Raw genomic sequence first — 25,717 nt, 5'->3', positions numbered from 1 at the left:
TGAAAGAAAGCAAGAGCGGAGGTTGCGTATGCGGGACATTCATTGGAAGCCAGACAAAAACTCTATTATACCGTTGCATCAGCAAATCTATGATTATTTAAAAGGAAAAATTATAAATGGGGAATGGACAGTCGGTACAAAAATCCCAACCCAAAGAAGCTTGGCACAACAGTTTGAAGTGAATCGAAGTACGATCGTTTACGCACTTGAAGGATTGATTGCTGATGGCCTGTTGCAATCAAAGGTAGGTAGTGGGTCGGAAGTTCTTAATAACACTTGGAGTCTCCTTACTTCAATGCCGCCTCCCGATTGGAAAAGCTATGTTAATTCAGGAATCTACAAGCCGAATATTGATATCATCCAAGAGATCAATCGCTCTGAAGCTGATCCAACTGTCATCCGATTGGGAACTGGCGAGCTGTCTCCCGAGCTATTGCCAAATGAGCAAATGCTAAAAATATTTCAAGATACCCAAAAGGAGAATCTATCTCTTGGCTATGTTGAACCTAAAGGGCGCTTTTCATTACGGCAAAAAGTGAGTGAATATTTACGAGCTAAAGGGATTGTCGCCTCCCCTGAATCCATTCTGATCGTTTCAGGCGGGCTACAAGCATTGCAATTAATCTCAATCGGGCTGCTAGAAAGGGGCGCTACGATTCTGCACGAGTCCCCCTCCTATTTAAACTCCGTGCACGTATTCCAATCGGCGGGAATGAATTTGCTAGGAGTACCGTTAGACCAAGAAGGGGTAAAATTTGAGAAAATTGATCAGCTGAAACGACAGCATCGCGCTGCTCTCTTATATACAATCCCAACCTTCCACAATCCAACAGGTATTGTTATGTCTGAACAAAGGCGGCAGGAATTATTAAAGGTCTGCCAAAAAGCAGCTCTTCCCATCATTGAGGATGACGTGTACAGTGATTTATGGTTCGATAGCCCGCCGCCACTGCCTTTAAAGTCACAGGATACTCAAGGAAATGTTTTATATATTGGTAGTGTCTCAAAGATATTGAGCCCTGGGCTGCGAATAGGCTGGATCGTCGGACCTGAACCTGTTATCGACCGTTTGGCTGATATTAAAATGCAAACTGATTACGGCTCAAGCTCCCTTTCCCAATACGCAGTAGAAAAATGGCTAAGCAATGGTTTGTTTACTGATTATGCAAAAAGAATAAGAACAAAACTAAGAAAAAGAAGAGATTTTACTGTACACATTCTAGAAAAATATTTTTCGAATTTCGCAACTTGGTCTATTCCAAAAGGGGGTTTTTACATCTGGCTCAAACTGACAACAAACGCATCCACTCGAAAACTATTCGAACTAGCACTTCGAGAGAAAATATTGCTGAATCCCGGACTAATCTACGATAAACTTGACGATGATCATCTGCGCATATCCTACTCATATGCTTCCTTTGAACAACTTGAAAGAGGACTCATTCGTTTATCAGAGCTTATTGCTCACCACACTCCAAAGTTACGGTAACTTCAGTAACTTTGGAGTGCTTCATCCAGCATCGCTGCGGTGCAAAGGAGAAATCGCCTTTTTAAAAAGGTTGGACAATGTCCTAATTCAAATTAAGTCAAGTAAGCTTATCTTACCTTTATCCCCATCTCATGCTTGAGAAGCCACTCTTTTCTCCATAAACCACCTGCGTAACCAGTCAAATTGCCATTTGAACCAACAATGCGATGACAAGGGACGACAATACTTAATTTATTTTGTCCGTTGGCACGTCCAACGGCTCTAACGGCGTTTTCCTTTCCAATTGAAACCGCAATATCTTTATAGGTAGCCGTTTCTCCATAGGGTATTTTAGTCAAAGCGGTCCACACTGTTTTTTGAAAATCAGTCCCTTTGCAAAGATAGGGAAAGGCAAAGTCTTGCCGGCTTCCACTAAAATATTGCTCAAGCTGATGAAAACAATCCAGTAATGGATTTGGAAGGTTATCATCGGCAAAATGTTCCAGTGTATCTTTTTCAGAAAACAAAATCGAGTAAATTCCTTCTTCATTGCCAAAAATCTCAATGATTCCAATTGGTGATTCGTAGTCTAATTGATATCGTTTACTCATATAAGGACCTCCACAAATAAAAGGTAGCATAGGCTTGCCACCCTTTCCAGTTCATTGCCATTTCCTCTATTTCCTCTATCGTCGGTTTTCTCTCCAGCGCCAATTGTTTCTTTAATGCTTGATGAAGACCAACATCAGCAAGAGGAAAAGCAGATGAATGATGAAAACACTTCATCATGACATAATCTGCCGTCCATGCTCCCACACCGCGAATATCCAACAGACGCTCATAAATTTCATGGGAATGCTCCGTCTGAAGCAATCTTTCTTTTGACAATTGCCCCGCTGCCATCAATTTCGCAATCCCAATGATATAATCAGCTTTCCTAGCGGTAAATTGAAGAGCTCTCAAATCTTCCACCTGCAATAATGCGACCGTCGAAACGTCAGGAAAAAGCCAGTACGTATATCCATTAATCTCATAGCTTTCTCCAAAATGTTCAACGAAACGCTTCTTTAATGTGTAAGCAAAGGTTAAGTTAATCTGTTGACCGATAATCGCCCAAGTCAATGCCTCAAAGAGCTCTGGAATCCCTATAATTCGCAAACCATTATATCTATCAATGAGCGGCTGCAAAATTTTATCCGTTCTTGCCATTTTATAAAATTCCTCTAGCGGTTTATCCAAATCAAACCACTCCCATATATATGAGACTGCGCCTTTAAGACTGCAATTCGACGGTGTCCCCATAGGGAACTCAACTTTAATGACATGCGGAAAATAGCTGATGTTTAACAAAATGACTTCTTCATCCACTTTTATCAATTTATACAGATGATCATCTTTTATTCGATGCGTCACTTCTTTATCCGATCTCCCTAGGAAAAACAAACACTCTTGAATGTTAAAATTAGGTGGTGGATAAATCTCAATAGATGAGCCTTTAATGATCCAGTTCATGATGACCATCCTTGACTGCGAGTGTACGAAATTCACTTGGTGAGAATTTCTTTAAACTGCGAAATGCTTTGTAAAAAGATGAAGAGCTTTGGAAGCCAACTTCATAGCAAATTTCAAGATTTGTTCGATCGGTTGTGGCGAGAAGATAAGCCGCCTTATCCACCCTAATTTTTTCCAAATAAGTTCTCGGAGTTTCCTGCGTTTCCTGTTTAAACACTCTTTCAAGATAATAAGCACTTAAGCCAGCATGCGCCGCTATATCTTGCAGCTCTAACTTTTGCTTATAATGATTAAGTAAAAACGCTTTAACGTTTTTTACTAATTCCACTTGTGGAGAATGGGCTGCTTCAGGCTGACATCTCTTACATGGCCGATAACCCGCCTTTTCTGCTTCCTTCATATCGTAAAAAAACTCCACATTTATTTTTTTCGGTTTTCTGGAACGGCAGGATGGACGACAATAGATTTTCGTCGTTTTTACCGCCGTAAAAAAGAGACCATCATATTTCCGATCACACGCCATGATCTTTTCCCACATCTCTTCAAAAGTAAGGTTGAGGCCTGACGTCAATATTTCCACCACCTTTTAAATACGATCTAATAAAGAACGGATTATACTTTTATATTGAAGCTTGCATGCGCTTAAACTATTGAACTTTATTTTAACAAGAGCAGACGTGCATTCTCGTCCTTATTCTTGCTCTTATGGTCTGAAAATGAGCAATTATTTTCATTTCTTAACTTAAGTCAATGAACTAAAATCACTCCTCATGATATACTCTCTTCAGCATCTACAGGAGAGTGATACAATAACAAAAAAATGTCCCTTCGGAAGCAACAAAGTAATTTCTAACACAGCCTTGTAGGACAGAATAACATTTATTCGCAACTTCTCCTTGCTTCAGAAGGATTGTATTTTTCTCATATGTCACTATAACCAGTTCCTGCAAGATCGCCTGTATTTCTTCCTCGTTTAAGGAGCAACTTACTCATTTTCATTACCTGACTCTAGTTTATCCTAGTCAATAAATAGATGAAATCAATTTCATACCAACGCACCTTTATTTGTAAGAATATGTTAAAATAAAGATTATTGGTTTAGGAGTGCTGGTCCATGTTGAGACGTATCATTGAATTACTTTTAACCTGCCTTATATTCTATCTCTATTTCAAAATTTTAGGCTTCATTTTTAATAGTTTTGTACCCTTTACCCCAACTACAGATTTCATTGCTCTAGTTTTAATCATTCTCCTTTTTCCTTTGTCCATTCTAACGGTATATGGAATGGCAAGAGTACTTCAAAAAAATAAATTGGCACCTATACAAACTCTGCCATTTTTAAGAAAGCGAGATGAGAGAGATGCTTAAAAATCTTCTATTTGCGCCAATTATTTTAGTTATTCTATTATCGGGCTGCGGGAGTAATGAAACGGTTCAAACTGAGAATCGAGAGGCTTTTTCAAATCACATTGAGACCAATACGGTCGAGGAAAGAAAGCTTGAGGGGTTGAAGAATGTAGAAAGAAAACTAGTAAACTTTCTCGTTGAACAATTAGATACGACAACAGATTCAGTTTCATTAGTCGCCTCTGAACTAGGTGAGGGAAAGTTATCTCTCTCTATCATTTTGGATTTAGAACAAAATGTTGATGAAGCGTCGATGCAAACATTACAAGAAATGATGATCAATATCATTGAAGAGGAGAAAAATGTAACTATTAATCAAAACGATATTGTCATTGTGGACGGTAATAACCAACCACTTAATTAGAAGGAGACACTATATTTCAATAATTTTCTGTATCGGTGATGACAAGCTGAGGACTGGGATCAGTGTGTAGGCTGATAAACTATGCACTCCTTTACCTATTTCCCAGCACATCAGCTAGCGCATGTAAGGAGGCATAGTCTTTAATATGATAAACCCTTCCATCCTTTTGCATGTAACCTTTCTCACAAAATTGCGTGAGGACATGCAATAAATGACGGTAAGAAACACCTAAATAATCACAGACGGCTACATGCTTTTCTTTATATACTCCTTCATCAGCTGTTTGCAGGATAAAATCAGCAAGCCGATTTTCAAGTGGAAAAGCGAGGCTTTGCGAATACTTCGCTGCCATTACCGAGGCCTTGACGCTGAGAAACTTCGTTAGTTCACGTAAAAATTTTGCATCCTCTAACAGCTGTCCTCGATAGCGATGGATCGGAAGCGCAAAACAAATCGTTTTCGTTGAGGCCTGAATCCCCTTTGTATAATAAACATCATTCAATAATTCCATTTCCCCAATATACTCATTAGCATTGATAAAATTAATCAATGATACCTTTCCATTTTGATGGGTGATATATATTTTCGCCTTTCCCCCAATAACATAAAAAAGAAAATCCGGTCTCATTCCTTCTTGAATGATCCATTCGTCCCGCTTATACTCACGTACTTCGATAAACTCTTCAACAGGAAAAGAGAATAAATGGGCGATAGAGTGCTGTTCCATAAAGTATTGTTTTTTCTTTCCTTTGTATATTTCCATTTTCCACCTCAAAAACATGAGATATCTCATATTATTACATCTTTATTCCATGATATCATGCAATCATGAAGGAGGATATACATGAATACACAACGCTGGATGAGTACACAATTTTTTACTTTTTTTATGACATGGGGGGTTTTCCTACCTTATTGGTCAGGATGGATGATTTATACAAAAGGAATTACCGTTTCCGAGGCAAGCTTAATCATGAGCTTTGGATTACTGGCAAGAGGGCTTTCTACCTTATTTGCTTTCCCTTATTTATCAGAAAGAGTCAGCAGCAAAACTTTATTGAATATTGCTGGAATTGGTACACTTGTAGCAATCCTCTGTTATATTCCGGCAGACTCCTTCACAAGCTTGCTTATGATAACAATTGTTTTGCATGTTTTTTATCCAACATTGATGCCAGCCCTTGATACTGCTGCTGGAATTCTTGTTCAAAGTAAACAGTTGAGGCATTACGGCAGAAGTCGCCAGTGGGGATCGATCGGATTTATCTCCATCGGAATGGTATTAACGATATTTACAGGGATTCTTGGCGATGAAGTGATTTATTGGGCACTATTGCTCGGAATAATGGGATTTGTCGCTCTCGGCTTTTTGAATGCACCTGTTATTTTAACTTCAAAGCCTAAAATCGAGCCGTCGCAAAAAGTGGGTCTGCTCCAATTATTTCGAATTAAACACTTTAGCTTAGTTCTCACAATTGTGATTTTATTGCAGGCCGCCCATGCTACCTATTACAACTATGGCTATATTTTCCTGCAAGACATTCATGCGCCTGTATACTTAATTGGTCTTATTCTAAATATTGCTGTCATTGCGGAAATCATCTTTTTTTCTATGGCAGATCGAAGCTTTGAAAAGTTTTCTGTCGGCTCTTTGCTGACCCTTTCAGCTATCGGTTCAACCTTGCGCTGGATATTAGTCTTTACATTTCCAAATGTCCTTGTCTTCTGTCTCGCTCAAACTTTGCATGCCTTCTCATTTGCAATGGGACATTATGCCTTTATGAAATACTTAATCAAAAATATCCCCCATGCTCAGATTCCAAAAGCACAGGGTGTCTATTCCGCGCTTGCTCTAAGCTGGAGTACAGCTGTTTTCACTGTATTCGGCGGCTTTTTATACGAGATCGAACCACGATATGCTTTTATCGGAATGATTGCTTGTACCATACCTGGACTGCTCATTGCACTTGTGTACAGGAAGTTGGAGCATAAAAAAGAAGTATTAGCATCCACATAATATTAAACAATACAGTTGATTATGCATTTGAGGCTTATTTTGGCTCTGACTCGACGAAACGAGGGAGAGGACAAGCTTTCTCCCAGCATTTCATCAAAGTCAGAGCTATCTTTTTTGCATAGCTTTAATGACGTGAGAAACTAAGATTCTTACGAAAAGAGCCAAAAATCAACAGAATCAAGAAGCATAGCATACTTTAGAAACTGAAGATTCCTTTCTTTAAACAAAGAAATAGCCATAACCTCATAATCCAATCTCATGACCACCTTGAATATTCTTATAAATTATATACCCTCTCATTATTACAGCAATTCTTTGATATATTATAAAAAATAATAACATCCAAGTTTATGAAGATTTCGTAATAATTTTAGATATTACTGGAAATTAATTGACAATCGTCTAAATATAATGGTAAAAATAACTAAACATACCAAATAAAAGAAGTGTTATAATGCTTTAGAAAACCTATCTTTTTTTAACTTCTCTCACCCTCATAATTAGCTTACTAGCCCTTACAGCAAGTTTTGCTTACTATTAACATATTAACACTCAAAAAAACAAATTTAATGCCCATATCAAACCACAAATTATGGATATTGTTAAAAAAATTTTGATTGGGAATTTACATGGTAAGTCCTTAAGGTATATTGCTCACATACCTTTGTACAAAAACTAAAAAGGAATCTAGCTATCCATGGTGATAGAGTAGTTGCTTTAAATGCGACTGTAGCATACTTTTTGAGTCCTCCCAGATGGGTAACTAGCTTATTGCTGCAGTAACTGGAATTGGTGTTTGGATTTTCGTTAGTAGAGATAAAAACAGAGGCATGATTTTAACTATTAACTATTTGTTCCGACTGCATGGTATTCTGCATGCTAAACAAAATTAAAAACAGAGGTCTTTTTGGCTCTGTTTTTTAATTTGTTATAGTGTTATCAATATATAAGTATAATAAAAAAGGAGGACTACATATGATAAAAAACAAAGTAGCCTTATTTTGGTTTATCATTGCTATTATACTGTTAAGCATAGGTATTATAAAATTTTTATAGATCTTTATTATTTAAAAACCTCCTCTTCTGTACTGCACCTCAAAAGTTAGAGTGCAAACTAACTTTTAGGGGTGCAGTTTTATGATTAAATAAAGTGAAAAATATTTTTCCACCTTGGTTGCAATTCCTTGTACTCTAATAGAATCTTGCAAATGATAATACATCTACTACATTCAAGGAAAGATCGGTTCATTCAAATGTAAAAATTGCTGCCAACAACGCTGTTTCCTTGGATGAACTTCGCATCCCGTTGGAATTACGGCTTTTCATTGATTAATTGTACTCCGGTTGAGAGGAATTGCGCTGATTTAGTTCTTGATTGCGCATGCATCAAGGATGATTGCGCCGCTTTCGCACTTGATTGCGCATAGATCGGAGACATTTGCGCCGTTTCAACACTTGATTGCGCATAAACCATCGCGAGCGAAGCAAATCGTTTTTTTTCGTTTCGGTGTTCAATGCGAACGAGCCCTTAACACCAACTTCGATGACATTACGTTTGGGGCAGTTTCTCCATTTGCGCAGGCTGACCTCGTTCATTCGCACAATGAATGCGGAATTTTTGAAGGTATGTAGATGCCCGTAAATGACCAAATAACCAAAAGCAAGGGAAGAAACAGTTCTCCCCTTGCTTTTTAGCGGTGTGGCCACAATAATATTTGTGCTTTGTGATAAAATTTAAGATTTCAGCCCTTTTGGCGTTACTTTGTCTTCGAGTTTCTTTAAAGCAAAATCAAAGACAATGGCTAATATGGCTGCCGGAATTGCACCAGCTAAAATCAAGTTTTTATCCATGACGTTTAGTCCTCTTGTGATTAAATCTCCAAGTCCGCCAGCGCCAATAAAGGTTGCAAGAGCGGCGACTCCTATCGTTAATACGGTTGCTGTGCGGATTCCCGCCATGAGGATAGGCAATGTCAATGGCAGTTCAACCATAAATAGGATTTGCCTTGACGTCATCCCCATGCCTTTTCCTGCATCAACTAAAGCAGGGTCCACTCCTAATATTCCCGTATACGTATTGCGTAAAATGGGGAGCAGTGCATAAAGAGTTAAGGCAATAATCGCTGGGACCTTTCCAATCCCAAATATAGGGAGCATAAATCCGAGCAATGCAAGGCTGGGGACAGTTTGAATAATGGCCGTTACGCCAATAATGGGTTCGGCCAATTTTTTATATCTTGTTAAAATGATTCCAAGTGGAACAGCGATTGCGATCGCAATCATCATCGCAATTCCCGCTAAAAAAATATGTTCCTGAAAAGCAGTCCAAATATCCGATTTACGATTAATAAATGTATTGATTAAATCCATATTATTGATTCCCTCCACTACTATGATTCCACTCCGCAAGCCCTCTCATCATACTGGAGCGAGTAACGACTCCGATTAGCTTATTTTCCTCCAACACCGGTATCGTTCCGATATCACTGCCGTGGAAAAGCTCCGCCACATCTGTTACGACGGCATCAGCACTCAGCGTCTTGATATCTGTTTGCATAATATCGGCCACTGTTAAACTCTCATTTTTATAGTTTTCATCAAGCTTCTTAAGAGAAACGGCACCATAAAAGGTTTTTCGCTTATCAGTAATAAATAAACTATCTACTTTCTTCTCTTTCATCAGACGAAACGCTTCTGCTAACCCGCGCCTTGGCGAAGTTGTAACCACATTGAAATGCATGAGATCGGTTACCGATGGGATCATGGACGTTCCTTGGTTCAATCGTTCTTCACCTATAAATCCCTTTACAAACTCATTGGCAGGATGGCGCAAAATTTTATCTGGAGTGTCGATCTGAACAATTTCCCCTTTTTTCATGATGGCAATTCGATTGGCAATTTTAATGGCTTCGTCCATATCATGGGTTACAAAAACAATCGTTTTCTGAATCTCCTCCTGCAAACTGACGATATCATCCTGAAGCTGTTCTCGGCTTATCGGATCAAGCGCACTGAACGGCTCATCCATCAAAATAATTTCAGGCTCTGCCGCAAGTGCACGAATTACACCGATTCTCTGCTGCTGCCCGCCGCTTAGCTCAGACGGAAAACGATGTTTAAAAGTGGAAGGATCTAAACCAACTAAATCCAATAGTTCATCTACTCTCTTGCTATATCTTGCTTCATCCCATTTTTTCAACCTTGGAACGAGCGCAATATTTTCTTCAATCGTCATATGGGGAAATAGACCAATCTGCTGAATAACATAGCCAATATTTCTTCTTAGCTCAACTGGGTCCATCTTTGAAATATCTTCTCCGTTAATAAAAATCTTCCCTGCCGTCGGTTCGTTCAACCTATTTATCATTCTCATCGTCGTCGTTTTTCCGCAACCACTTGGACCGATGAGCGTGACTAATTCGCCCTTATGAATCTCTAAATTTATATCATTTAATGCCATGAAATTATCCTCGTATTTCTTTGTAACATGTTCAAATTTAATCATATCGATCCCTCTCTGCTTTTGATTTTCACATGATTTTTTTGATAAAAGAAGCTGTGTACATTAGTCACACAGCCTTTAGCTTCATGAGCAATCGATTATTCGATTAAGCCTTCTTCTTTTAAAAATTCAATTGCAATATCCTTTGGCTCTTTTCCCTCTAAATTAACTTGGCCATTTAACTCTCTCATTCTTTCATCTGTCAAAGTGCCTGCCAACTCATTAATAACGTCTTCAAGTCCTTCATTTGCATCCAATACTTCCTGGCGCACAATTGGTGCAGCGTAATATGGCGGGAAGAACTCCTGATCGTCCTCTAAAATCGCCAATTCATATTGATCGATTCGCGCATCTGTTGAAAAAGCTGTAATGATATCAATCTCTCCATCTTTAGCAGCCGTATATTGCAAATCAGGATCAATATTTCTCTTTACACCGAAATCAAACTGATACGCCTCCGCTAATGCATCAAATCCATCTCCTCTTTCAAAGAACTCTGGATCTGCCCCGAATGATAGCTCTGGTGCAACTGCAGTCAAATCAGAATATGTCTGCAATCCCAATTCGTCGGCAAGCTCTTCTCTTAACCCTAAAGCATACGTATTATTAAATCCTAGCGGTTCCAGCCAAGCTATATTAAACTCCTCAGCATATCCTTTCTTTGTTGCCTCAAAAATTTCGTCAGGGCTTTGATTAGGTTCATATTCATTATTTAGAACGTTTAAATAGCCTGTTCCTGTATACTCTACATACATGTCAATGTCGCCTTTTTTCATCGCTTCTTGTAATACGAACACTCCACCTAACGCTTCTTTTACTTCAACATCCAAATCCGTCTTTGCCTTCAAGTACTCTGCCATAATATGGCTAAGAATAATTTGCTCTGTAAATTCTTTCCCTGAAATGACAATCTTGCCTGGTTCAGCCTCTCCAGATTTATTCCCGCAAGCAGCAAGCGCAAACATAAGAAGTGCTGTAAATACAATCGTTATGATTTTTTTCATTGTTGTTCCTCCTAAGTTTCCTTATTTCTAGGCAAAGCTTTTGCCTAGCCTATAGGTTTATTGATATCAACAATCAAATGTGAAATATTTGTAGCTAGTAGTAATGGATTTATGACCTGCATATTGTTTTACCTGTTCCACCGTAAAACCAATTTCAACTAATCTTCTACAGTACGTATTTCTTAATAAATGCGAGGTAATTGGAAACCCTAATTTTTCACTATACACTTCAAGGACAAATTGAATAGCGCGTGGCTGCATCTTCCCAGAGCGTTCCGTCACAAATAAAAATGGACTATTTAAATACACTTCTTTTCCAGTAGAACTTCTAACATGAATCCAAGTAAATACTTTTTCAGCCACTTTTTGAGCTAACGGGACTTCTCTGGATAAAACTCCATCGTGAATAACTTGAATGGTATTTTTCGTGACTGCTTCAGTTTGTAAATGACTCAATTCTTCAATTCGCAAACCTGAATACAGCAGCACATAGATAAGAGCTTCATTGCGGGCTTTTTTGAAAGGGTTTTTCTCAAGGGTTAAAATTTGTAGAAGTTTCGATTCTTCTTCGGCAGTGAGCCATTTAATGGGGGTGTTTCTTTTATCTTCATATAGGCGAAGATTTTCTGGTATATTCATTTGAATGTAATGGTTTTTAGTAGCCCATACTAAAAATGTACGTAATACAGAAATCAACTTATTAATAGTGGCAACCTTATAACCTTTTCCAACTAAATGTTCCCGAAATTGAAAAACATCATTTTCTGTAAGTTGCGCCAGCTTTTTTTGCTTAGCCTCAAGCCACGTATTAAACTGCTTCATCACATGAACATACATCTTTGTTGTACTTGCTTCCTTTTCTCTTCTTTTTAAATCATCTTCATAGTGCCTCAATATTTCCTTCATACATCACACCTTCCAGAAAAGATTCAGCAGATGAACGTAAATTCTATGATGAAAGTGATTCTATGATGAATATTATAGTGTTTAACGTGATGTTAACTCAAACTGCAAATTTTCGAAAAATTCCCATCATGTCATCATAATTGAGAGTGAGCTAAAGTTAAACACTTCATTCTTACATATCCTTGTGAATCCTGAAACATCCTCCCAGATGCTAGCAATCTGAAAATCTAGTTAAAAAATCCAATGAAGAAATTTTCGCAATTTTTTCATTGACTCTCTTCTTGAGAATGATTATCATTGAAGTTGAAAATCATTCTCAAAAAAATAAGGAGTGTCCCTATACTAGCAATCTACATATTGGTTTATCCAAATACGAGATGCCCTCGATAAATGGATTGGGCTTCTAAAATGAACGAATGAATACAAAACATTTAAGAAGGATGAAAAAAATGAGATTAAATCGAAAATGGTCATTATTAAGCGTATTAATCATTTCAGCACTATTCATGATCGTACTAGCTGGCTGTTCGTCTGAGCAAGCAACAACATCTGAAAATACTGATACTGAAAAAACAGAAACACCTTCTTCTGAGGAAGAAAATACTGAATACCCAATTGTCATTGAACATGCCTTTGGAAAAACAGTGATTGAAAGCAAACCCGAAAGAGTAGCAACGGTGCAATGGGCAAACCATGATGTTGTGCTTGCCCTTGGAGTAGTGCCAGTGGGATTCTCCGCTGCAAATTATGGCGTTCAAGATGACAGCGGGCTATTGCCATGGACGGCTGAAAAGCTGAAAGAGCTTGGTGTTGACGATCCAAATGTTTTTCAAGATACAGACGGTCTTGATTTTGAGGCAATTTCAGACGCAAATCCAGATGTTATTTTAGCAGCCTACTCAGGTATTACTCAGGAAGACTACAATATTTTAAATGAAATCGCTCCGGTTGTTCCGTACCAAACGGCACCTTGGCTTACCACATGGCGTGAACAAGTCCTTTTAAATGCAACAGGTATGGGCATGAAAGCAGAAGGTGAACAATTAATTAAAGATACAGAAGAGCTCATTCAAGAAAAAGCGGATCAGTATCCACAAATCAAAGGGAAAAAAGTTGCATGGGTCAACTTCTCAGCTCAAGACATGTCCAAGCTGCATGCCTATACACCTACTGACCCACGCGGTTCCTTCCTAATCGAGTTAGGAATGGAGTATCCTGAAAGTGTTACAAGTGAGATTGCTGATCCTTCAAGTTATTCATTAAATATAAGTGCGGAAAATGCAGACATATTGAACGATGCCGATATTATTATCGGTTACGGGGATGAAAGTTTATATGAAGCAGTTAAAGCCGATCCTTTGCTTGGAAAAATCCCCGCTATTGAAAGAGGCTCCGTTGTATTTATTGGAGCGAGTACACCTTTAGCAGCGTCAGGCAACCCAAACCCGCTTTCAATCGCCTATACGATTGACGAATATTTAGAATTAATTGCAGGAGCTATTGAAAAGTTAAATGACTAGTTCATCTGTTTCAAAAAACAAACCGCTTTATTCACATATTCCGAGGAATTTTCCAATGGTACTGAGCCTTTGTCTTATTTTGCTTGGAATATGTGTAATCGCGTCGCTCGTGCTCGGATCTCGAACGGTCGGTTTAGATGAGCTCATCGCTGGTTTATTTCAACCGGATGTAGACTCTTATGGAGCAAACGTCGTTCGACAAAGAATTGCCCGAACCGTGTTCAGTGTCTTTTGCGGTGCCGCACTCGGTGTTTCAGGAGCGCTTATGCAGGCTGTCACCCGCAATCCCATTGCCGATCCAAGTATACTCGGGGTCAATACAGGCGCAGCACTATTTGTTGTTTGTGGAATTGCGTTCTTAAACATTAGTACAGCGAATCAATATATTTGGTTAGCGATCGTTGGAGCTATGATTACCGCCGTTTTCGTCTACGGAATTGGCTCTATGGGGCGTGGAGGTGCCACGCCTCTTAAGCTTGTCTTAGCTGGGGCGGCGACAAGCGCTGCCCTTTCTTCTCTAGTGAGCGCCATTATCATTCCTCGTTCTTATGTCATGGATCAATTTAGGTTTTGGCAAGTAGGGAGCGTTGGTTCAGCCAATTGGAACGCGATCACTACATTCATCCCCTTTTTGATCTTCGGACTGCTGATCGGAATCCTAGCTGCGTCAGCCCTTAATGCCCTAGCATTAGGCGATGATGTAGCAACAGGACTAGGAGTTCGGACAGGAACATTAAGAATGATTGCAGCCCTTGCTGGAGTTCTTTTATGTGGAGCAACTACTGCATTAGCAGGGCCAATCGGATTTGTCGGACTTTTGTCCACCCACATCATCCGCCTTATTCTCGGTCCTGACTTGCGTTTCGTTATACCGATGGCCGCTCTTTCAGGTGCGATCATTTTAACGATATCAGATGTATTTGGGAGACTGATCGGCAGCCCAGGTGAGCTTGAAGTCGGTGTTGTAACTGCCTTTATTGGGGCTCCGTTACTCATTATTATTGCTATGAAAGCGAAAGTGCGTTCATTATGAAAAATAACTCTGTTGAATTTATTATGTCAGGTCGGCGCCAGAGACGGCGCCGATGGATTCTTGTCACAGCCTTATTGGCAGTGCTTGCCTTTATCCTTAGCTGTACCATGCTTTTATTGGGAAATACAATCTATCCTGTCCAGGATGTGATCCGATCACTATCAGGTGAACAGATTAAAGGAGTTTCTTTTGCGGTCAATACGATTCGTTTGCCACGTATGCTGGCAGGCCTGTTTGCCGGATTTGCTTTCGGGATCGGTGGACACATCTTTCAAACAATGCTGCGAAACCCGCTTGCGAATCCGAATGTAATCGGAATCACTTCCGGCTCCAGCGCGGCTGCTGTTTTTTGCATCCTTATCCTTCATACGAGTAACACAGTCGTTTCCATTGTATCGGTGATCGCTGGTCTTGCCACTGTTATTGTCATTTATCTATTATCTAAAGGGAAAACATTTTCAATTGGACGTCTCATCTTAGTAGGAATCGGAATACAGGCTATGCTTGATGCCTTTATATCCTACCTCCTGCTAAAAGGTGCCCAACAGGATATACCGGCAGCAATTAGATGGCTCAGCGGAAGTTTAAATGGTTCTCAAATGCATGAGCTTCCACCTCTCGTGCTAACCGTTTTTATTTGTACCCCGATAGTATTCGTGTTAGGAAAACATTTAAGTCTATTAGAATTAGGAGAACAGTCGGCCACAACGCTTGGAGTGAATACCGACAGAGCCCGCATTTTGCTAATTGTCAGCTCTGTCTGTATGATCGCTCTTGCAACTGCGACCACGGGCCCAATCGCCTTTGTCGCTTTCCTTTCGGGACCGATTGCAAAAAGACTGGTGGGCGTTGGCTTTTCAAACATGATTCCCGCGGGGCTTGTTGGCGTTAATTTGGTTTTGGCAGCAGATCTGATCGGTCAATTTGCTTTTGAAGTTAGATTCCCTGTTGGCATCATCACTGGAATACTCGGAGCGCCGTACTTGATCTACTTGCTAATCCGAATGAATCGAAAGGGAGATTTATAATGAAACCGACACATCTTTTTCAGGCTGAGCAAATCGTGGCAGGTTATGAAAATAAGACCGTTATTCATGAAGTAAGCCTTGCGATTCCCAGCAATAAAATTAGCGTTATTATTGGTGCTAATGCCTGTGGAAAATCCACACTTCTAAAAACATTAGCAAGGTTAATTAAACCGTCCTCTGGAAAAATCACGCTTGATGGAAGGCCAATTGGAAAAATTCCTTCAAAGGAGCTGGCTCGAATAGTCGGACTGCTGCCGCAATCTCCTATTGTTCCCGAGGGCATTTCAGTTGCAGATTTAGTTGGGCGTGGGCGATTTCCACATCAATCATTGCTTAGTGGATGGACAAAGAAAGATTATGAGGCCGTCGCTGAAGCAATGGAAATCATGAATATTACTGATCTCGCCAATCGAAATATTGATGAACTTTCAGGGGGTCAAAGGCAGCGTGTATGGATTGCCATGGCATTAGCACAGCAAACAGATATATTATTCCTTGATGAACCAACAACCTTTTTAGATATTACCTACCAGGTTGAAATTCTTGACCTGCTCACAGACCTAAATCGCAAATACGGAACGACCATCGTCATGGTTCTTCATGATATCAACCTTTCTGCACGATATGCAGACCATATTTTCGCGATGCACCAAGGACATCTTGTCGCAGAGGGAGAGCCGACAAGGGTGATTACTGACACTTTAATTAAGGATATTTTCGGACTGAACTGTACAGTAATAGCAGATCCAATTTCAGGCTCTCCATCCGTTGTGCCAATCGGAAGATATCATGATAATAGAGGAAAGTAACGCAGCTCTCACCTCTACTAAATGCTGATTAAGGACTATCAACATAAAAAAGCAGGTGAAAAAAAATACCTATTTTTCTCCACCTGCTTTTTCTTCTTTTAATAGATGCCCACAAGTTAACTTCAAAATTCCTTTATTAATTGGGATTGTTTCTGTCTATTCTTTTTATTTTTTATCTAACAAATATCACATTAACATCTATTAGTGAACCTTACCAAAACAATTAACTGATCTTCCTTTTTAAGTGCAAAAGAAAAAAGCTGATTAATTTTAATTAAAATTAATGTTATTATCATAATATTAATTGAGTTAATCTATTATAAATTAGGATTTGGGTGTCTCCGTTCTGAAAACTCCCAATTTTTGACCCTATAGAGAAACGGAGGATAATATGTTTGATTTAGGAACCTTCATAGAGCATTACGGATACACTGCAATTTTTATTACTCTTATTTTAGGGATCGTCGGTCTGCCCTTGCCTGATGAAATTCTACTTACTTATGTAGGATATAATGTATTTTTAGGAACATTGTCACTAAAATATTCACTTATTACTGCCATGGTTGGAGCCATTATGGGAATTTCCGTTAGCTATCTACTGGGACTCAAGCTTGGACTACCTTTCATAAAACGATTTGGACCAAAACTCAACATAACTGAAACAAGGATTGAGTGGGCTCAAAATAGCTTTAAGGCATATGGAGGTTTTTTCCTCATCGTAGGCTATTTTTTACCTGGAGTTAGGCATATCACTGCCTATCTAGCGGGGATGTCCACTTATCGCTATTTTTCCTTTGCACTATTCGCCTCTATTGGGGCCATTATATGGACGAGTAGTTTTATCCTTTTAGGAGTATTTTTAGGTAATAATTGGACGATTGTTGGTAATGTTTTCCATCAAACTTCTAAAATAATTTGGATAGCATTATTGGCATTACTGATATACTTCTATATACGAGCAAACAGAGCGAAATAACAATTTATAGTTGTAAAACAGAAGTACAAGTATCGAGTTCAGTGGTTACGGATGTTGCCCCTTGATCATGTAGTTGGTAGCACCCCTACTATAATCATAAATTATCGGAGTGAATGTGGAATGAAAATTGAACATATAGCAATATGGGTGAATGATTTGGAAGGTATGAAAAAGTTTTATGAAACTTATTTTAATTGTCAATCAAACACTAAATATCACAATCGAGAAAAGAAATTTGAATCCTATTTTCTAACTTTTGAGTCAGGTGCACGATTAGAAATCATGCGTAAAGAAGGAATAAACCAGCATGCTAAAGGGGAAAAAATGGGATGGGCACATATCGCGATTTCCTTGGGGAGTAAAGAAGCAGTTAATCACATAACAGCGAAATTAAAAAGTGATGGTTATCCTACTGTTAACGGTCCCCGTGTAACTGGTGACGGGTACTATGAAAGTGTTGTAGAAGATCCTGAAGGTAATTTAATTGAATTGACTGTTTAATTGATAAATCGATCGTAACTCTTAATAATCGGTTCATGAATAGCAGTGATAGGACAAAAAGCGAAAATAAGCAAGCGTATAAAAGCTTACTTATTTTCGTTTCAACCGACAATTCTCGTTCCATGTACTTCGTCAACTGATAACAAATCGGTTATCGCTCGTAAATTTTCATTTGTGATTCCGCCGCCAGGGAGAATAATGATTCTATTAGCGGCATAATCAATGTATTCCTGAATTCTCGTGACATTGTCTTCTATTTTAGATGTGCCTGAACCACCATGGGTCAAAATCCGTTTGACACCATGTTCAGCCAACCAATCAATTGCTTTAAATTGATGATCGGACAGAATTTGATCAAAGGCCATATGAAAGGTAATATCTACTCCTTGAGCTACCTCTATTAACGAAAGCATCGCCTCTTCATCAATCCAGCTTGCTTCATTTAAACAGCCAAAGACGACCCCATCAGTGCCTAGCTGCTTAAGATGGAGCAGATCCTGCTTCATAATGTCCACTTCTTCATTACTATAAATGAAATTTCCGCCCCTTGGCCGAACCATGCTCATGACCTTTACGTTTTTACGGTGACAGTAACGGATCGCAGTAGCGGCAACACCCGCACTCACCGTAGTGCCGCCAACCGCAAGATTATCGCATAGTTCAATCCGCTCTGCCCCTCTCGCGATCACTTCCGGAACGTTCGTAAAATTCTCCACACAAGCTTCTCTAATCATCATCCATCCACCTTATTTAGCCAGCACCATGGCGCCCTCATCAACAATAACCGTGACATTCGGATGGTTACGTAAAATCGATGCTGGAAAATCCTCAGAAATATCCCCATCAGTCAACCGGGCTATTGCCTCCGCTTTTTGTTCACCAGAAACAAGCAACAGGATTTCTTTGCTTTCCATAATCGTTGCAATTCCCATCGTTAAGGCTTGCGTCGGTACATCATCCAACGTTGGGAAAAATCTCGAATTTGCTTCACGAGTAGAAGCTTCCAATTCAACAACATGGGTCCTACTGCTAAACGGGGTTCCCGGCTCATTAAAACCAATATGACCATTGATCCCCATTCCTAAAATTTGCAAATCAATTTTTCCTGCCTGTCGGATTTGCTTCTCGTACCTTTGACATTCTGCTTCAAGATCAGCAGCAGCCCCGTTTGGCAGATGAACACGTTCAAGCTTAATATCGACATGATTAAATAACTTTTCCTTCATATAGCGATAGTAACTATTCACATCTTCTCGATCCAGGCCGACATATTCATCTAAATTAAAGGTTGTCACATCTTGAAAAGAAACCTTTCCCTCGTTAAACTTCTCAATGATTTTTTGATACAACCCCTCAGGAGTCGAACCTGTTGCCAAACCAAGAACAGGGTTCTTGATACGATTTATCGTTTCAATCATAATAGAGCAAGCTCTCTCACTCATAGCTTGATAATCGTTTACTTTAATGAATTCCATCATTACTCTTCTCCTTTATAAGCAATTTCTCCACGGCAAATGGTATACTTTATCGTCAATTGATCGTCGACAAGTAATAGATCTGCATCCTTGTCCAAAGCAATGCTTCCTTTACGGTCAAAAATCCCCACTTGTTTAGCAGGATTAATAGAGGCCATTTTTACGATATCACCAAGTTCAACTCCAGCAATCGCGAGCATGTTTGCCGCACCATCCCGCATGGATACGATACTTCCTGCCAACGTTCCGTCTTCAAGAACAGCGCGATCCTCTGTTACTTTCACAGGCTGTCCACCAAGCTCATAATCACCAGCAGGCAATCCTTTCGCTCTCATCGCATCCGTAATTAATATGAGTCTGTCACTGCCAACATTTTGATAAACCAGCTCCAACATCTCAGGTGCAACATGGATCCCGTCAGGAATGACCTCGGCATGCAGATCCCTTAACTGAAATGCCGCACCCACCGCACCAATATCACGATGATGAATGCCGTTCATCGCATTGCATAAATGGGTCAATTGCTGAACCCCTTGTGCGACTGCCTTCTGAATTCCAGCAAATCCAGCATCTGTATGTCCGGCTGACACATTAACCCCTATTTCACTTAATGCTTTAATAAAGCAGCCCTCTTGATCCAGTTCAGGTGCCATCGTAATGGTACGAATTTGATTTCCTGAAAGCTTTTGCCAACGATTAAACTGGCTCAAATTAGGATCTGTAATATACTGCACTGGCTGTGCTCCCGCTTTAGCTTTATTCACATACGGCCCTTCCAAATGAACACCAATAACTTCTGCATGTCCCGGCTTATTTGAATAACGAGCTACATTTTCCAATGCTCTTTCAATATTTTCAGGAGATTGGGTAATGGTCGTTGCCAAAAAACTCGTCGTACCTTCCTTCGGTAAAAGAACTGCCATATCATCCAATGCTTTTTCCGTTGCATCCATCACATCAGCACCATTTGCTCCGTGAATATGAGCGTCAATAAAGCCTGGAATTAAATTCAGATTCGTACCATCAATGACATGAACATCATGAGCGATGTTAGCAACAGGTCTTTCTTCTATCTTTTTAATTTGCCCATTTTCCACCCATACAGCACCACAATTTACAATTTTGTTTTCCAAAAAAATCTTTGCATGATTAATTAATAAATAATGCATGTTCAAGCTGCTCACCCTTTCAAAATAAGTATAGTTGTCTATACCAGATGACATATATACACGCTTTCATTCTTTTGATAAAATTTATAATGTCTTACTTTCCACCTAAGGAGGGGATTTTCCCTTGATTAATAAACAATCTCATATACCTATATATTATCAATTAGAAGAAGAAATAAAAAGCATGATCCACACAAAACAATTAAAAGCTGGCGATCTTTTACCATCTGAACGAGAATATGCGGAAAAATATGCGATAAGTCGAATGACCGTACGACAAGCTATCAATAATTTAGTTAAAGAAGGTCTTGTTTATCGTGAAAAAGGAAAAGGCACATTTGTTGCTGATAAAAAATTTGAACAGGATTTGTCCGGTCTCACTAGCTTCAGTGAAGATATGAGAAACCGTGGACTCAGCCCTTCCAACAAATTAATTAGCTTTGACTTTATCAAAGCCGATGAACAGCTTGCTTCAACTCTTTCGATTTCTCCAACTGACTTAGTTTGCAAAATTAAACGCATTCGCTTAGCTGATAATGAACCAGTTGCTTTAGAAACGATATATACACCGAAAACAATCGTTGGTGAGATGAACTACCAAGAGTTCTCCCATTCTTTCTATGACTACTTAGAAAAAAAGCTCCATTTTAAAATTGGCTTCGGTTATCAAACCATTGAGGCCTCGCTTGCCAGCGATGAAGAGGCAACACATTTAAAGATTAAAAAAGACAGTCCTGTTTTAGTGATGGAACGCACCTCATTTTTACAAAACGAAGAACAAACTCCAATCGAATTTGTCACATCTACGTATCGGGCAGATAAATATAAGTTCAAAATGAAAATGAAACGTGATTAATTTAGTTTTCCCTACGAAGGAGGCTAGTATCCAAATTAGATACTAGCCTTTTTTTGTTAATTCTCTTTGCGAATTTTTTTCACTTCTTCAGCAACGGCTTGCACCTGCGTCCCAACAATAACTTGGATACTGTGCTTCCCGACTACTTTTATTCCCGGAACACCTGTTGTTTTAATTTTATTCTGATCGACAGCTTCAACATCTTTTACTTCAACACGCAGGCGCGTTGCACAATTATCAACTGAAACAACGTTGCTGTCTCCACCAAGACCTTCGTAAATCGTTTCCGCCATCAGTCCAAAACGATCCTTTGAACCAGCTTCGGCAATTTCTTCATTGACCACGACATCATCATCTTCACGTCCCGGTGTTTTTAAGTTAAATTTCACAATCAGGAAGCGGAAAATCACATAATAAATAACAGCAAATACTAGACCTTGAAGAACAAGCATTAATGGCTTATTTGCCAACGGCAGCTGTGAGCTTAATACAAAGTCAATTAATCCGGCACTAAAGCCAAATCCAGCTGTCCATTGGAATGTTGCTGCTACAAATAAAGAAATTCCCGTTAACAGCGCATGCACGACATAAAGCGCTGGAGCTAAGAACATGAATGAAAATTCAAGTGGCTCTGTCACCCCTGTTAAAAATGCGGCAATTCCTCCCGCCATTAATAGTGATGCGGCTTGCTTTTTCCGCTTTGTTTTTGCCGTATGATACATCGCAAGTGCCGCTGCAGGGAGACCAAACATCATGATTGGGAAGAACCCAGCCTGGTATCTTCCGGTAATTCCCAATTCACCAGTACCAGCCCAGAAGTTTTTAATATCATTAATCCCCGCAACGTCAAACCAAAATACGTTGTTTAAAGCGTGGTGCAGCCCTGTTGGAATTAATAATCGGTTGAAGAATCCGTATACTCCTGCACCGATTGCTCCTAAACTACTAATCGCTTCCCCGAAGGATAGGAGTCCAGAATAAACGACTGGCCACACAAATAACATCACCATCGAAACTACTAGCATGACAAGAGATGTTAAAATCGGAACCAATCTCTTTCCACTAAAGAACGCTAAAGCATCAGGCAATTTCGTATTACTAAAACGATTGTAAAGAGCTGCTGAAATACAACCAGATAAAATACCAATAAAGACATTCTCAATTCCATTGAAAGCGATATTCACTTCTTCAACTGGAATATGCCTTAAATTCGCAACCGAATCGGTGGAAAGTAATTTGGTAATAACAAGATAGCCGACTAAACCACTGATTGCAGCCGCACCATCCTTTGCCTTTGTCATTCCAATGGCAACCCCAACAGCAAAAAGGATCGGGATAAAGTCTAAAATCGATGAACCTGCACCGATGAAAAAGGCAGCAACGGGATTTCCAGCACCCCAGCCTTCATGGTCAATGGCGTAACCGATCCCCATTAAAAGAGCAGCAGCAGGCAGTACCGCTACCGGAAGCATGAGAGACTTACCAAGATTTTGAAAATAGTTCTTCATAGTTATAAACCTCCTTTTACTTATTTTGTACACACGAATCGATTCACAATACGCTTTAGGTGAACAGAAAAATAATTGCAAAGTCCGTTTGAATGCGTTTCCAAACCGATTTCTCGAATCGATTATAGCATTAACAAATATAGTTGTCTATACCACTAGTCTAGTATGTTTCATTAGTGCATGTGATCTTAACAAGCTCCTTTCATTATATTCATTTGTCCTATCAATCATTCTTTTTCAAATACTAGTTATTTTTTCAGTTAAGAACCATTCTGCGATTATTTCCTGGAAATAATGAAGCAAAATAATAACAACTCCTTGTAAATATTTTTGCATTTGAACTTTTTTTACTCTTAAACTCTAAATTTTTCTAAAAAACTCGGGAGTTATTCAATTAGTAGTAGACTACTTTTACTTTTCTAACAAGCATCATCATTAATCCCGAAATTTATCGACATAAAAAGCTAATTTACACTATAATTGATTGAAGTAAATTATCCTTTTATTGGAACGTACCAACTAAACTGATTATTGTGCTTCTTTATTAAGACTAACACCTCCTTCTTGTGAGACTTTTTCAATAATATGTTCTACTAGTTCGTGAATTGATTTATTATCGTAACAGCCTTACACAGTACAAAATTGATTGACAATTAGGAACCACGCTTGCGAAAGAATGAGCCATTAGGCACCATTGCCTGCCACACCCCTACTTTCATATAATTTATCAAGAATGTATGTAAATAAATACATTGCCCCTATTGAAATGGTTGTGGAAATCAAAAACCATCCTTCTTTATAAATGATTAAATCAAAGTGCAGACCCAGCCAATGTCCGATATATAGGAATACCATGAGCGCAATCTTCCAGTGCCAGCGAATATTTGAAAAATAAACAAGCATGATGATTACACCAAGCACAAGCATATATAGGCTTGATAAAAAAATTAAACTATGTTGTTTGTCAGGAAATATATTTTCACTGAATCTTTGAATACCCGTTAATCTCAGAACCCAAACAATCGTATTTTGGTGCAGCGTCAACAGTCCGAGGAAAATATACACATATAGTAACCACCCCTTCAGTCGAGTAAAACATAGGCGATAAGCCTGCTTCGCTACCCAAAAAAAGAACAGCAAAAATAAAACAGTCATCCACGTGTGGTACCAGTTTTGCTTATATAACCCTAAAGCAAGAAACAATTCTTCAATCGAACCATAGATTAGTGCAAACACAATATACCAGTAGTATTTTAAATGAAAGACGGCGAGCAGCAATGCCGATGCCGACACTGAAAATTGCGAAAAAAGGTTTCCGGCGATTGAATCGTCGGGCGGAGAGTCTGGAATGAGCATTGGATAATACGTATATGCTCTTAAAAGAGATAAAATAATCATTTCAAAGAAAAAGGTCATTCCACTAATAGTAAGATATAAAGCCAAGACGGTAGGTCGCTTTTTTACATTTAACAAGATGATAATTAATTCTATCATCGTCGTAATTCCAAGCAAAATAAACCAAATGGTATGACTCCAAAAAGCGGTACCCAACATTCAGAACGCTCCTCTTCCAGCAAAGCTAGTTTGGATCTATCATGCTCTTCTTTTTGGTAAATTATTACCATTTATCAAACAGATGACTCCTCTTCTCAATTCAATCATTCGAAATGTGCATTATACTCCTATGGACACAATAAGGACAGCCTTTCTTGCATTCTTTGAATAATTTCCTCCGGTGCTTCCTTAATTTTGAGATCACTCCCAAGAAAAAGGAGCCAATTCACCATTTCTGCCAATTCCTCTGAATGATTAACATTAACATAAGTCTTTAAAAGTGCTGTCGTTTGATAAGGATTTGTATAGGATATGGAGACTTTTAAAGGGTGGTATTTTTTGAACTGCATAATGGCCTCAGGCCCAAACTCAAGGACAAGATTGGTGCTCGCATCACCCCTTTTTATTTTGTCAAAAATAGCTTTCTTGCTCATTCTCTTTTTCCCAGGGAGTAAGGTTACTTCAGTAAGATTGTCAACAGGGAAGACCCGCTTTTTCTCTTTCTCTAAATCAAAACCATCAATAAACCAGAGACTTTTTTCCCGAAAAAGATGGAGGAGATAAATCGAATAAGACTTTTCTTCCTTTTCCTCTTTAAGTGAAAGCAATAAATAGCTATCCAAAAGAATCGTTTGAATAAGTTTTTCTAACATTGGGTGCGGTAGATCTGACAAATCAAGCAAGTCAGGATTATGAGGGTTAGTTCCTTCAAATAGTAAAACTTGATTTAAGTGAACGAGCGTCTCCTGCTGATTTTCTGAGATAAGTCCAAGTAGTTTTTCAGTTAAAGACTGACGACTTTTAAGATATGGCAATTGCTGATTTCTTGTTGCCATAAAGGCGATAAACAGAGCTTTAATCTCATCATTTGTGAAGCGGACATTGGGCAAAACTGAATTATTCATAACCGAATAACCTCCATCCCTGCCAACTTCAGCTACTATCGGCATTCCCATCGCTTCAATTTCTTTTATATCTCTAATCGCTGTCGAACGGGAAATATTAAATTCTCGCATGATTTCAGAAATGGTAAAGTGGGCACGATTATTAATATAGCGCATAATAATATTAATTCGTTCAACCTTTTTCATCGAAAACTCCTAAACA

General features: G+C 39.0%; 25 protein-coding genes. 11 read left to right on the top strand and 14 right to left on the bottom strand.

Annotated features, from left to right (window positions below):
• Positions 1–28: 28 nt before the first annotated feature.
• A complete protein-coding gene (pdxR, locus tag FCJ93_RS11900; RefSeq protein ID WP_137743780.1) occupies positions 29–1,489 on the top strand; it encodes a MocR-like pyridoxine biosynthesis transcription factor PdxR in 1,461 nt (486 codons plus the stop codon).
• A gap of 107 nt (positions 1,490–1,596) precedes the next feature.
• Here pdxR and FCJ93_RS11895 read toward each other — a convergent pair whose 3' ends face one another.
• Genes FCJ93_RS11895 through FCJ93_RS11885 form a run of 3 tightly spaced genes read right to left on the bottom strand, consistent with a single transcriptional unit; the run spans position 1,597 to position 3,518 of the window.
• Positions 1,597–2,079: a methylated-DNA--[protein]-cysteine S-methyltransferase gene (locus FCJ93_RS11895; RefSeq protein ID WP_137743779.1), complete on the bottom strand. Its 483-nt coding sequence runs from the start codon at positions 2,077–2,079 to the stop codon at positions 1,597–1,599.
• Positions 2,072–2,980 (bottom strand): DNA-3-methyladenine glycosylase family protein, encoded by a 909-nt coding sequence (locus tag FCJ93_RS11890; RefSeq protein WP_095312277.1) that lies wholly within the window; start codon positions 2,978–2,980, stop codon positions 2,072–2,074. The genes FCJ93_RS11895 and FCJ93_RS11890 overlap by 8 nt, the downstream gene beginning before the upstream one ends.
• A complete protein-coding gene (locus tag FCJ93_RS11885) occupies positions 2,964–3,518 on the bottom strand; it encodes a bifunctional transcriptional activator/DNA repair enzyme AdaA (RefSeq protein ID WP_170943627.1) in 555 nt (184 codons plus the stop codon). Before FCJ93_RS11885 ends, FCJ93_RS11890 begins: the two co-directional genes overlap by 17 nt.
• A 576-nt stretch (positions 3,519–4,094) precedes the next feature.
• On the opposite strand from FCJ93_RS11885, the gene FCJ93_RS11880 reads away from it, so the two are divergent.
• Together FCJ93_RS11880 and FCJ93_RS11875 are read left to right on the top strand one after the other, a co-directional pair.
• Positions 4,095–4,349: a hypothetical protein gene (locus FCJ93_RS11880; RefSeq protein WP_095312272.1), complete on the top strand. Its 255-nt coding sequence runs from the start codon at positions 4,095–4,097 to the stop codon at positions 4,347–4,349.
• A complete protein-coding gene (locus tag FCJ93_RS11875; RefSeq protein ID WP_095312269.1) occupies positions 4,342–4,752 on the top strand; it encodes a hypothetical protein in 411 nt (136 codons plus the stop codon). The genes FCJ93_RS11880 and FCJ93_RS11875 overlap by 8 nt, the downstream gene beginning before the upstream one ends.
• Positions 4,753–4,843: 91 nt before the next feature.
• Here the strand turns inward: FCJ93_RS11875 and yeiL are convergent, their stop codons facing one another.
• Entirely contained in the window at positions 4,844–5,515 is a 672-nt protein-coding gene (yeiL, locus tag FCJ93_RS11870) for a transcriptional regulator YeiL (RefSeq protein ID WP_095312266.1), read from the bottom strand.
• 81 nt (positions 5,516–5,596) lie between these two features.
• Here yeiL and FCJ93_RS11865 point away from each other — a divergent pair, with 81 nt between their 5' ends.
• On the top strand, positions 5,597–6,769 hold the full coding sequence (locus FCJ93_RS11865) for an MFS transporter (RefSeq protein ID WP_095312264.1): 1,173 nt from the start codon (positions 5,597–5,599) through the stop codon (positions 6,767–6,769).
• A 1,734-nt stretch (positions 6,770–8,503) separates the two neighbouring features.
• On the opposite strand, the gene FCJ93_RS11860 is transcribed toward FCJ93_RS11865, so the two are convergent.
• From FCJ93_RS11860 to FCJ93_RS11845, 4 genes are all read right to left on the bottom strand, one after another.
• The gene (locus FCJ93_RS11860) at positions 8,504–9,139 is read right to left on the bottom strand and encodes an ABC transporter permease (protein ID WP_095314017.1); all 636 of its coding nucleotides are present in this window, start codon (positions 9,137–9,139) and stop codon (positions 8,504–8,506) included.
• 1 nt (position 9,140) lies between these two features.
• Positions 9,141–10,274 carry an ABC transporter ATP-binding protein gene (locus tag FCJ93_RS11855; protein WP_137743778.1) on the bottom strand — a complete coding sequence of 378 codons (1,134 nt, stop codon included), beginning with the start codon at positions 10,272–10,274 and terminating at the stop codon, positions 9,141–9,143.
• 95 nt (positions 10,275–10,369) lie between these two features.
• Positions 10,370–11,275, bottom strand: a complete 906-nt coding sequence (locus FCJ93_RS11850) for a glycine betaine ABC transporter substrate-binding protein (protein WP_137743777.1) — start codon at positions 11,273–11,275, stop codon at positions 10,370–10,372.
• Positions 11,276–11,341: 66 nt separating this feature from the next.
• Positions 11,342–12,181: a tyrosine-type recombinase/integrase gene (locus FCJ93_RS11845; protein WP_137743776.1), complete on the bottom strand. Its 840-nt coding sequence runs from the start codon at positions 12,179–12,181 to the stop codon at positions 11,342–11,344.
• A gap of 449 nt (positions 12,182–12,630) precedes the next feature.
• Here FCJ93_RS11845 and FCJ93_RS11840 point away from each other — a divergent pair, with 449 nt between their 5' ends.
• The 6 genes from FCJ93_RS11840 to FCJ93_RS11815 all read left to right on the top strand — a co-directional run bounded on the left by FCJ93_RS11840 (position 12,631) and on the right by FCJ93_RS11815 (position 18,048).
• The gene (locus FCJ93_RS11840) at positions 12,631–13,701 is read left to right on the top strand and encodes an iron-siderophore ABC transporter substrate-binding protein (RefSeq protein ID WP_137743775.1); all 1,071 of its coding nucleotides are present in this window, start codon (positions 12,631–12,633) and stop codon (positions 13,699–13,701) included.
• The gene (locus FCJ93_RS11835; protein WP_137743774.1) at positions 13,694–14,734 is read left to right on the top strand and encodes a FecCD family ABC transporter permease; all 1,041 of its coding nucleotides are present in this window, start codon (positions 13,694–13,696) and stop codon (positions 14,732–14,734) included. Before FCJ93_RS11840 ends, FCJ93_RS11835 begins: the two co-directional genes overlap by 8 nt.
• Positions 14,731–15,762 (top strand): FecCD family ABC transporter permease, encoded by a 1,032-nt coding sequence (locus tag FCJ93_RS11830; RefSeq protein ID WP_137743773.1) that lies wholly within the window; start codon positions 14,731–14,733, stop codon positions 15,760–15,762. Before FCJ93_RS11835 ends, FCJ93_RS11830 begins: the two co-directional genes overlap by 4 nt.
• On the top strand, positions 15,762–16,571 hold the full coding sequence (locus FCJ93_RS11825) for an ABC transporter ATP-binding protein (protein WP_137743772.1): 810 nt from the start codon (positions 15,762–15,764) through the stop codon (positions 16,569–16,571). The genes FCJ93_RS11830 and FCJ93_RS11825 overlap by 1 nt, the downstream gene beginning before the upstream one ends.
• Positions 16,572–16,962: 391 nt before the next feature.
• Complete coding sequence (locus FCJ93_RS11820) at positions 16,963–17,547, top strand: DedA family protein (RefSeq protein WP_095313997.1); 585 nt, start codon at positions 16,963–16,965, stop codon at positions 17,545–17,547.
• Positions 17,548–17,667: 120 nt separating this feature from the next.
• On the top strand, positions 17,668–18,048 hold the full coding sequence (locus tag FCJ93_RS11815; protein ID WP_095313994.1) for a VOC family protein: 381 nt from the start codon (positions 17,668–17,670) through the stop codon (positions 18,046–18,048).
• 101 nt (positions 18,049–18,149) lie between these two features.
• Here FCJ93_RS11815 and FCJ93_RS11810 read toward each other — a convergent pair whose 3' ends face one another.
• From FCJ93_RS11810 to nagA, 3 genes are read right to left on the bottom strand one after another with little or no spacing between them, the layout of a single operon-like run.
• Entirely contained in the window at positions 18,150–18,785 is a 636-nt protein-coding gene (locus FCJ93_RS11810) for a copper homeostasis protein CutC (RefSeq protein ID WP_456238954.1), read from the bottom strand.
• Positions 18,786–18,794: 9 nt separating this feature from the next.
• Positions 18,795–19,523 carry a glucosamine-6-phosphate deaminase gene (gene nagB / locus FCJ93_RS11805; protein ID WP_095314028.1) on the bottom strand — a complete coding sequence of 243 codons (729 nt, stop codon included), beginning with the start codon at positions 19,521–19,523 and terminating at the stop codon, positions 18,795–18,797.
• 2 nt (positions 19,524–19,525) lie between these two features.
• Positions 19,526–20,692 carry an N-acetylglucosamine-6-phosphate deacetylase gene (nagA, locus tag FCJ93_RS11800; protein ID WP_137743815.1) on the bottom strand — a complete coding sequence of 389 codons (1,167 nt, stop codon included), beginning with the start codon at positions 20,690–20,692 and terminating at the stop codon, positions 19,526–19,528.
• A 124-nt stretch (positions 20,693–20,816) separates the two neighbouring features.
• Between nagA and FCJ93_RS11795 the strand changes: the two genes are divergently transcribed.
• Positions 20,817–21,548, top strand: a complete 732-nt coding sequence (locus FCJ93_RS11795; RefSeq protein WP_095313988.1) for a GntR family transcriptional regulator — start codon at positions 20,817–20,819, stop codon at positions 21,546–21,548.
• Positions 21,549–21,604: 56 nt separating this feature from the next.
• On the opposite strand, the gene nagE is transcribed toward FCJ93_RS11795, so the two are convergent.
• The 3 genes from nagE to FCJ93_RS11780 all read right to left on the bottom strand — a co-directional run bounded on the left by nagE (position 21,605) and on the right by FCJ93_RS11780 (position 25,701).
• Positions 21,605–23,056: an N-acetylglucosamine-specific PTS transporter subunit IIBC gene (gene nagE, locus FCJ93_RS11790; protein ID WP_095313986.1), complete on the bottom strand. Its 1,452-nt coding sequence runs from the start codon at positions 23,054–23,056 to the stop codon at positions 21,605–21,607.
• Between the two features lie 684 nt (positions 23,057–23,740).
• Positions 23,741–24,610 (bottom strand): hypothetical protein, encoded by an 870-nt coding sequence (locus FCJ93_RS11785; protein ID WP_095313984.1) that lies wholly within the window; start codon positions 24,608–24,610, stop codon positions 23,741–23,743.
• A 128-nt stretch (positions 24,611–24,738) separates the two neighbouring features.
• Positions 24,739–25,701, bottom strand: coding sequence for a helix-turn-helix transcriptional regulator (locus FCJ93_RS11780; RefSeq protein ID WP_137743771.1), 963 nt, complete (start codon positions 25,699–25,701; stop codon positions 24,739–24,741).
• Positions 25,702–25,717: the final 16 nt, after the last annotated feature.

This window comes from Robertmurraya siralis (genome assembly GCF_005502275.1).
Lineage (GTDB): Bacteria > Bacillota > Bacilli > Bacillales > Cytobacillaceae > Robertmurraya > Robertmurraya siralis.
The sequence above is the reverse complement of the archived record's forward strand: the minus strand, read 5'-3'. Positions and strand labels throughout refer to the sequence as shown.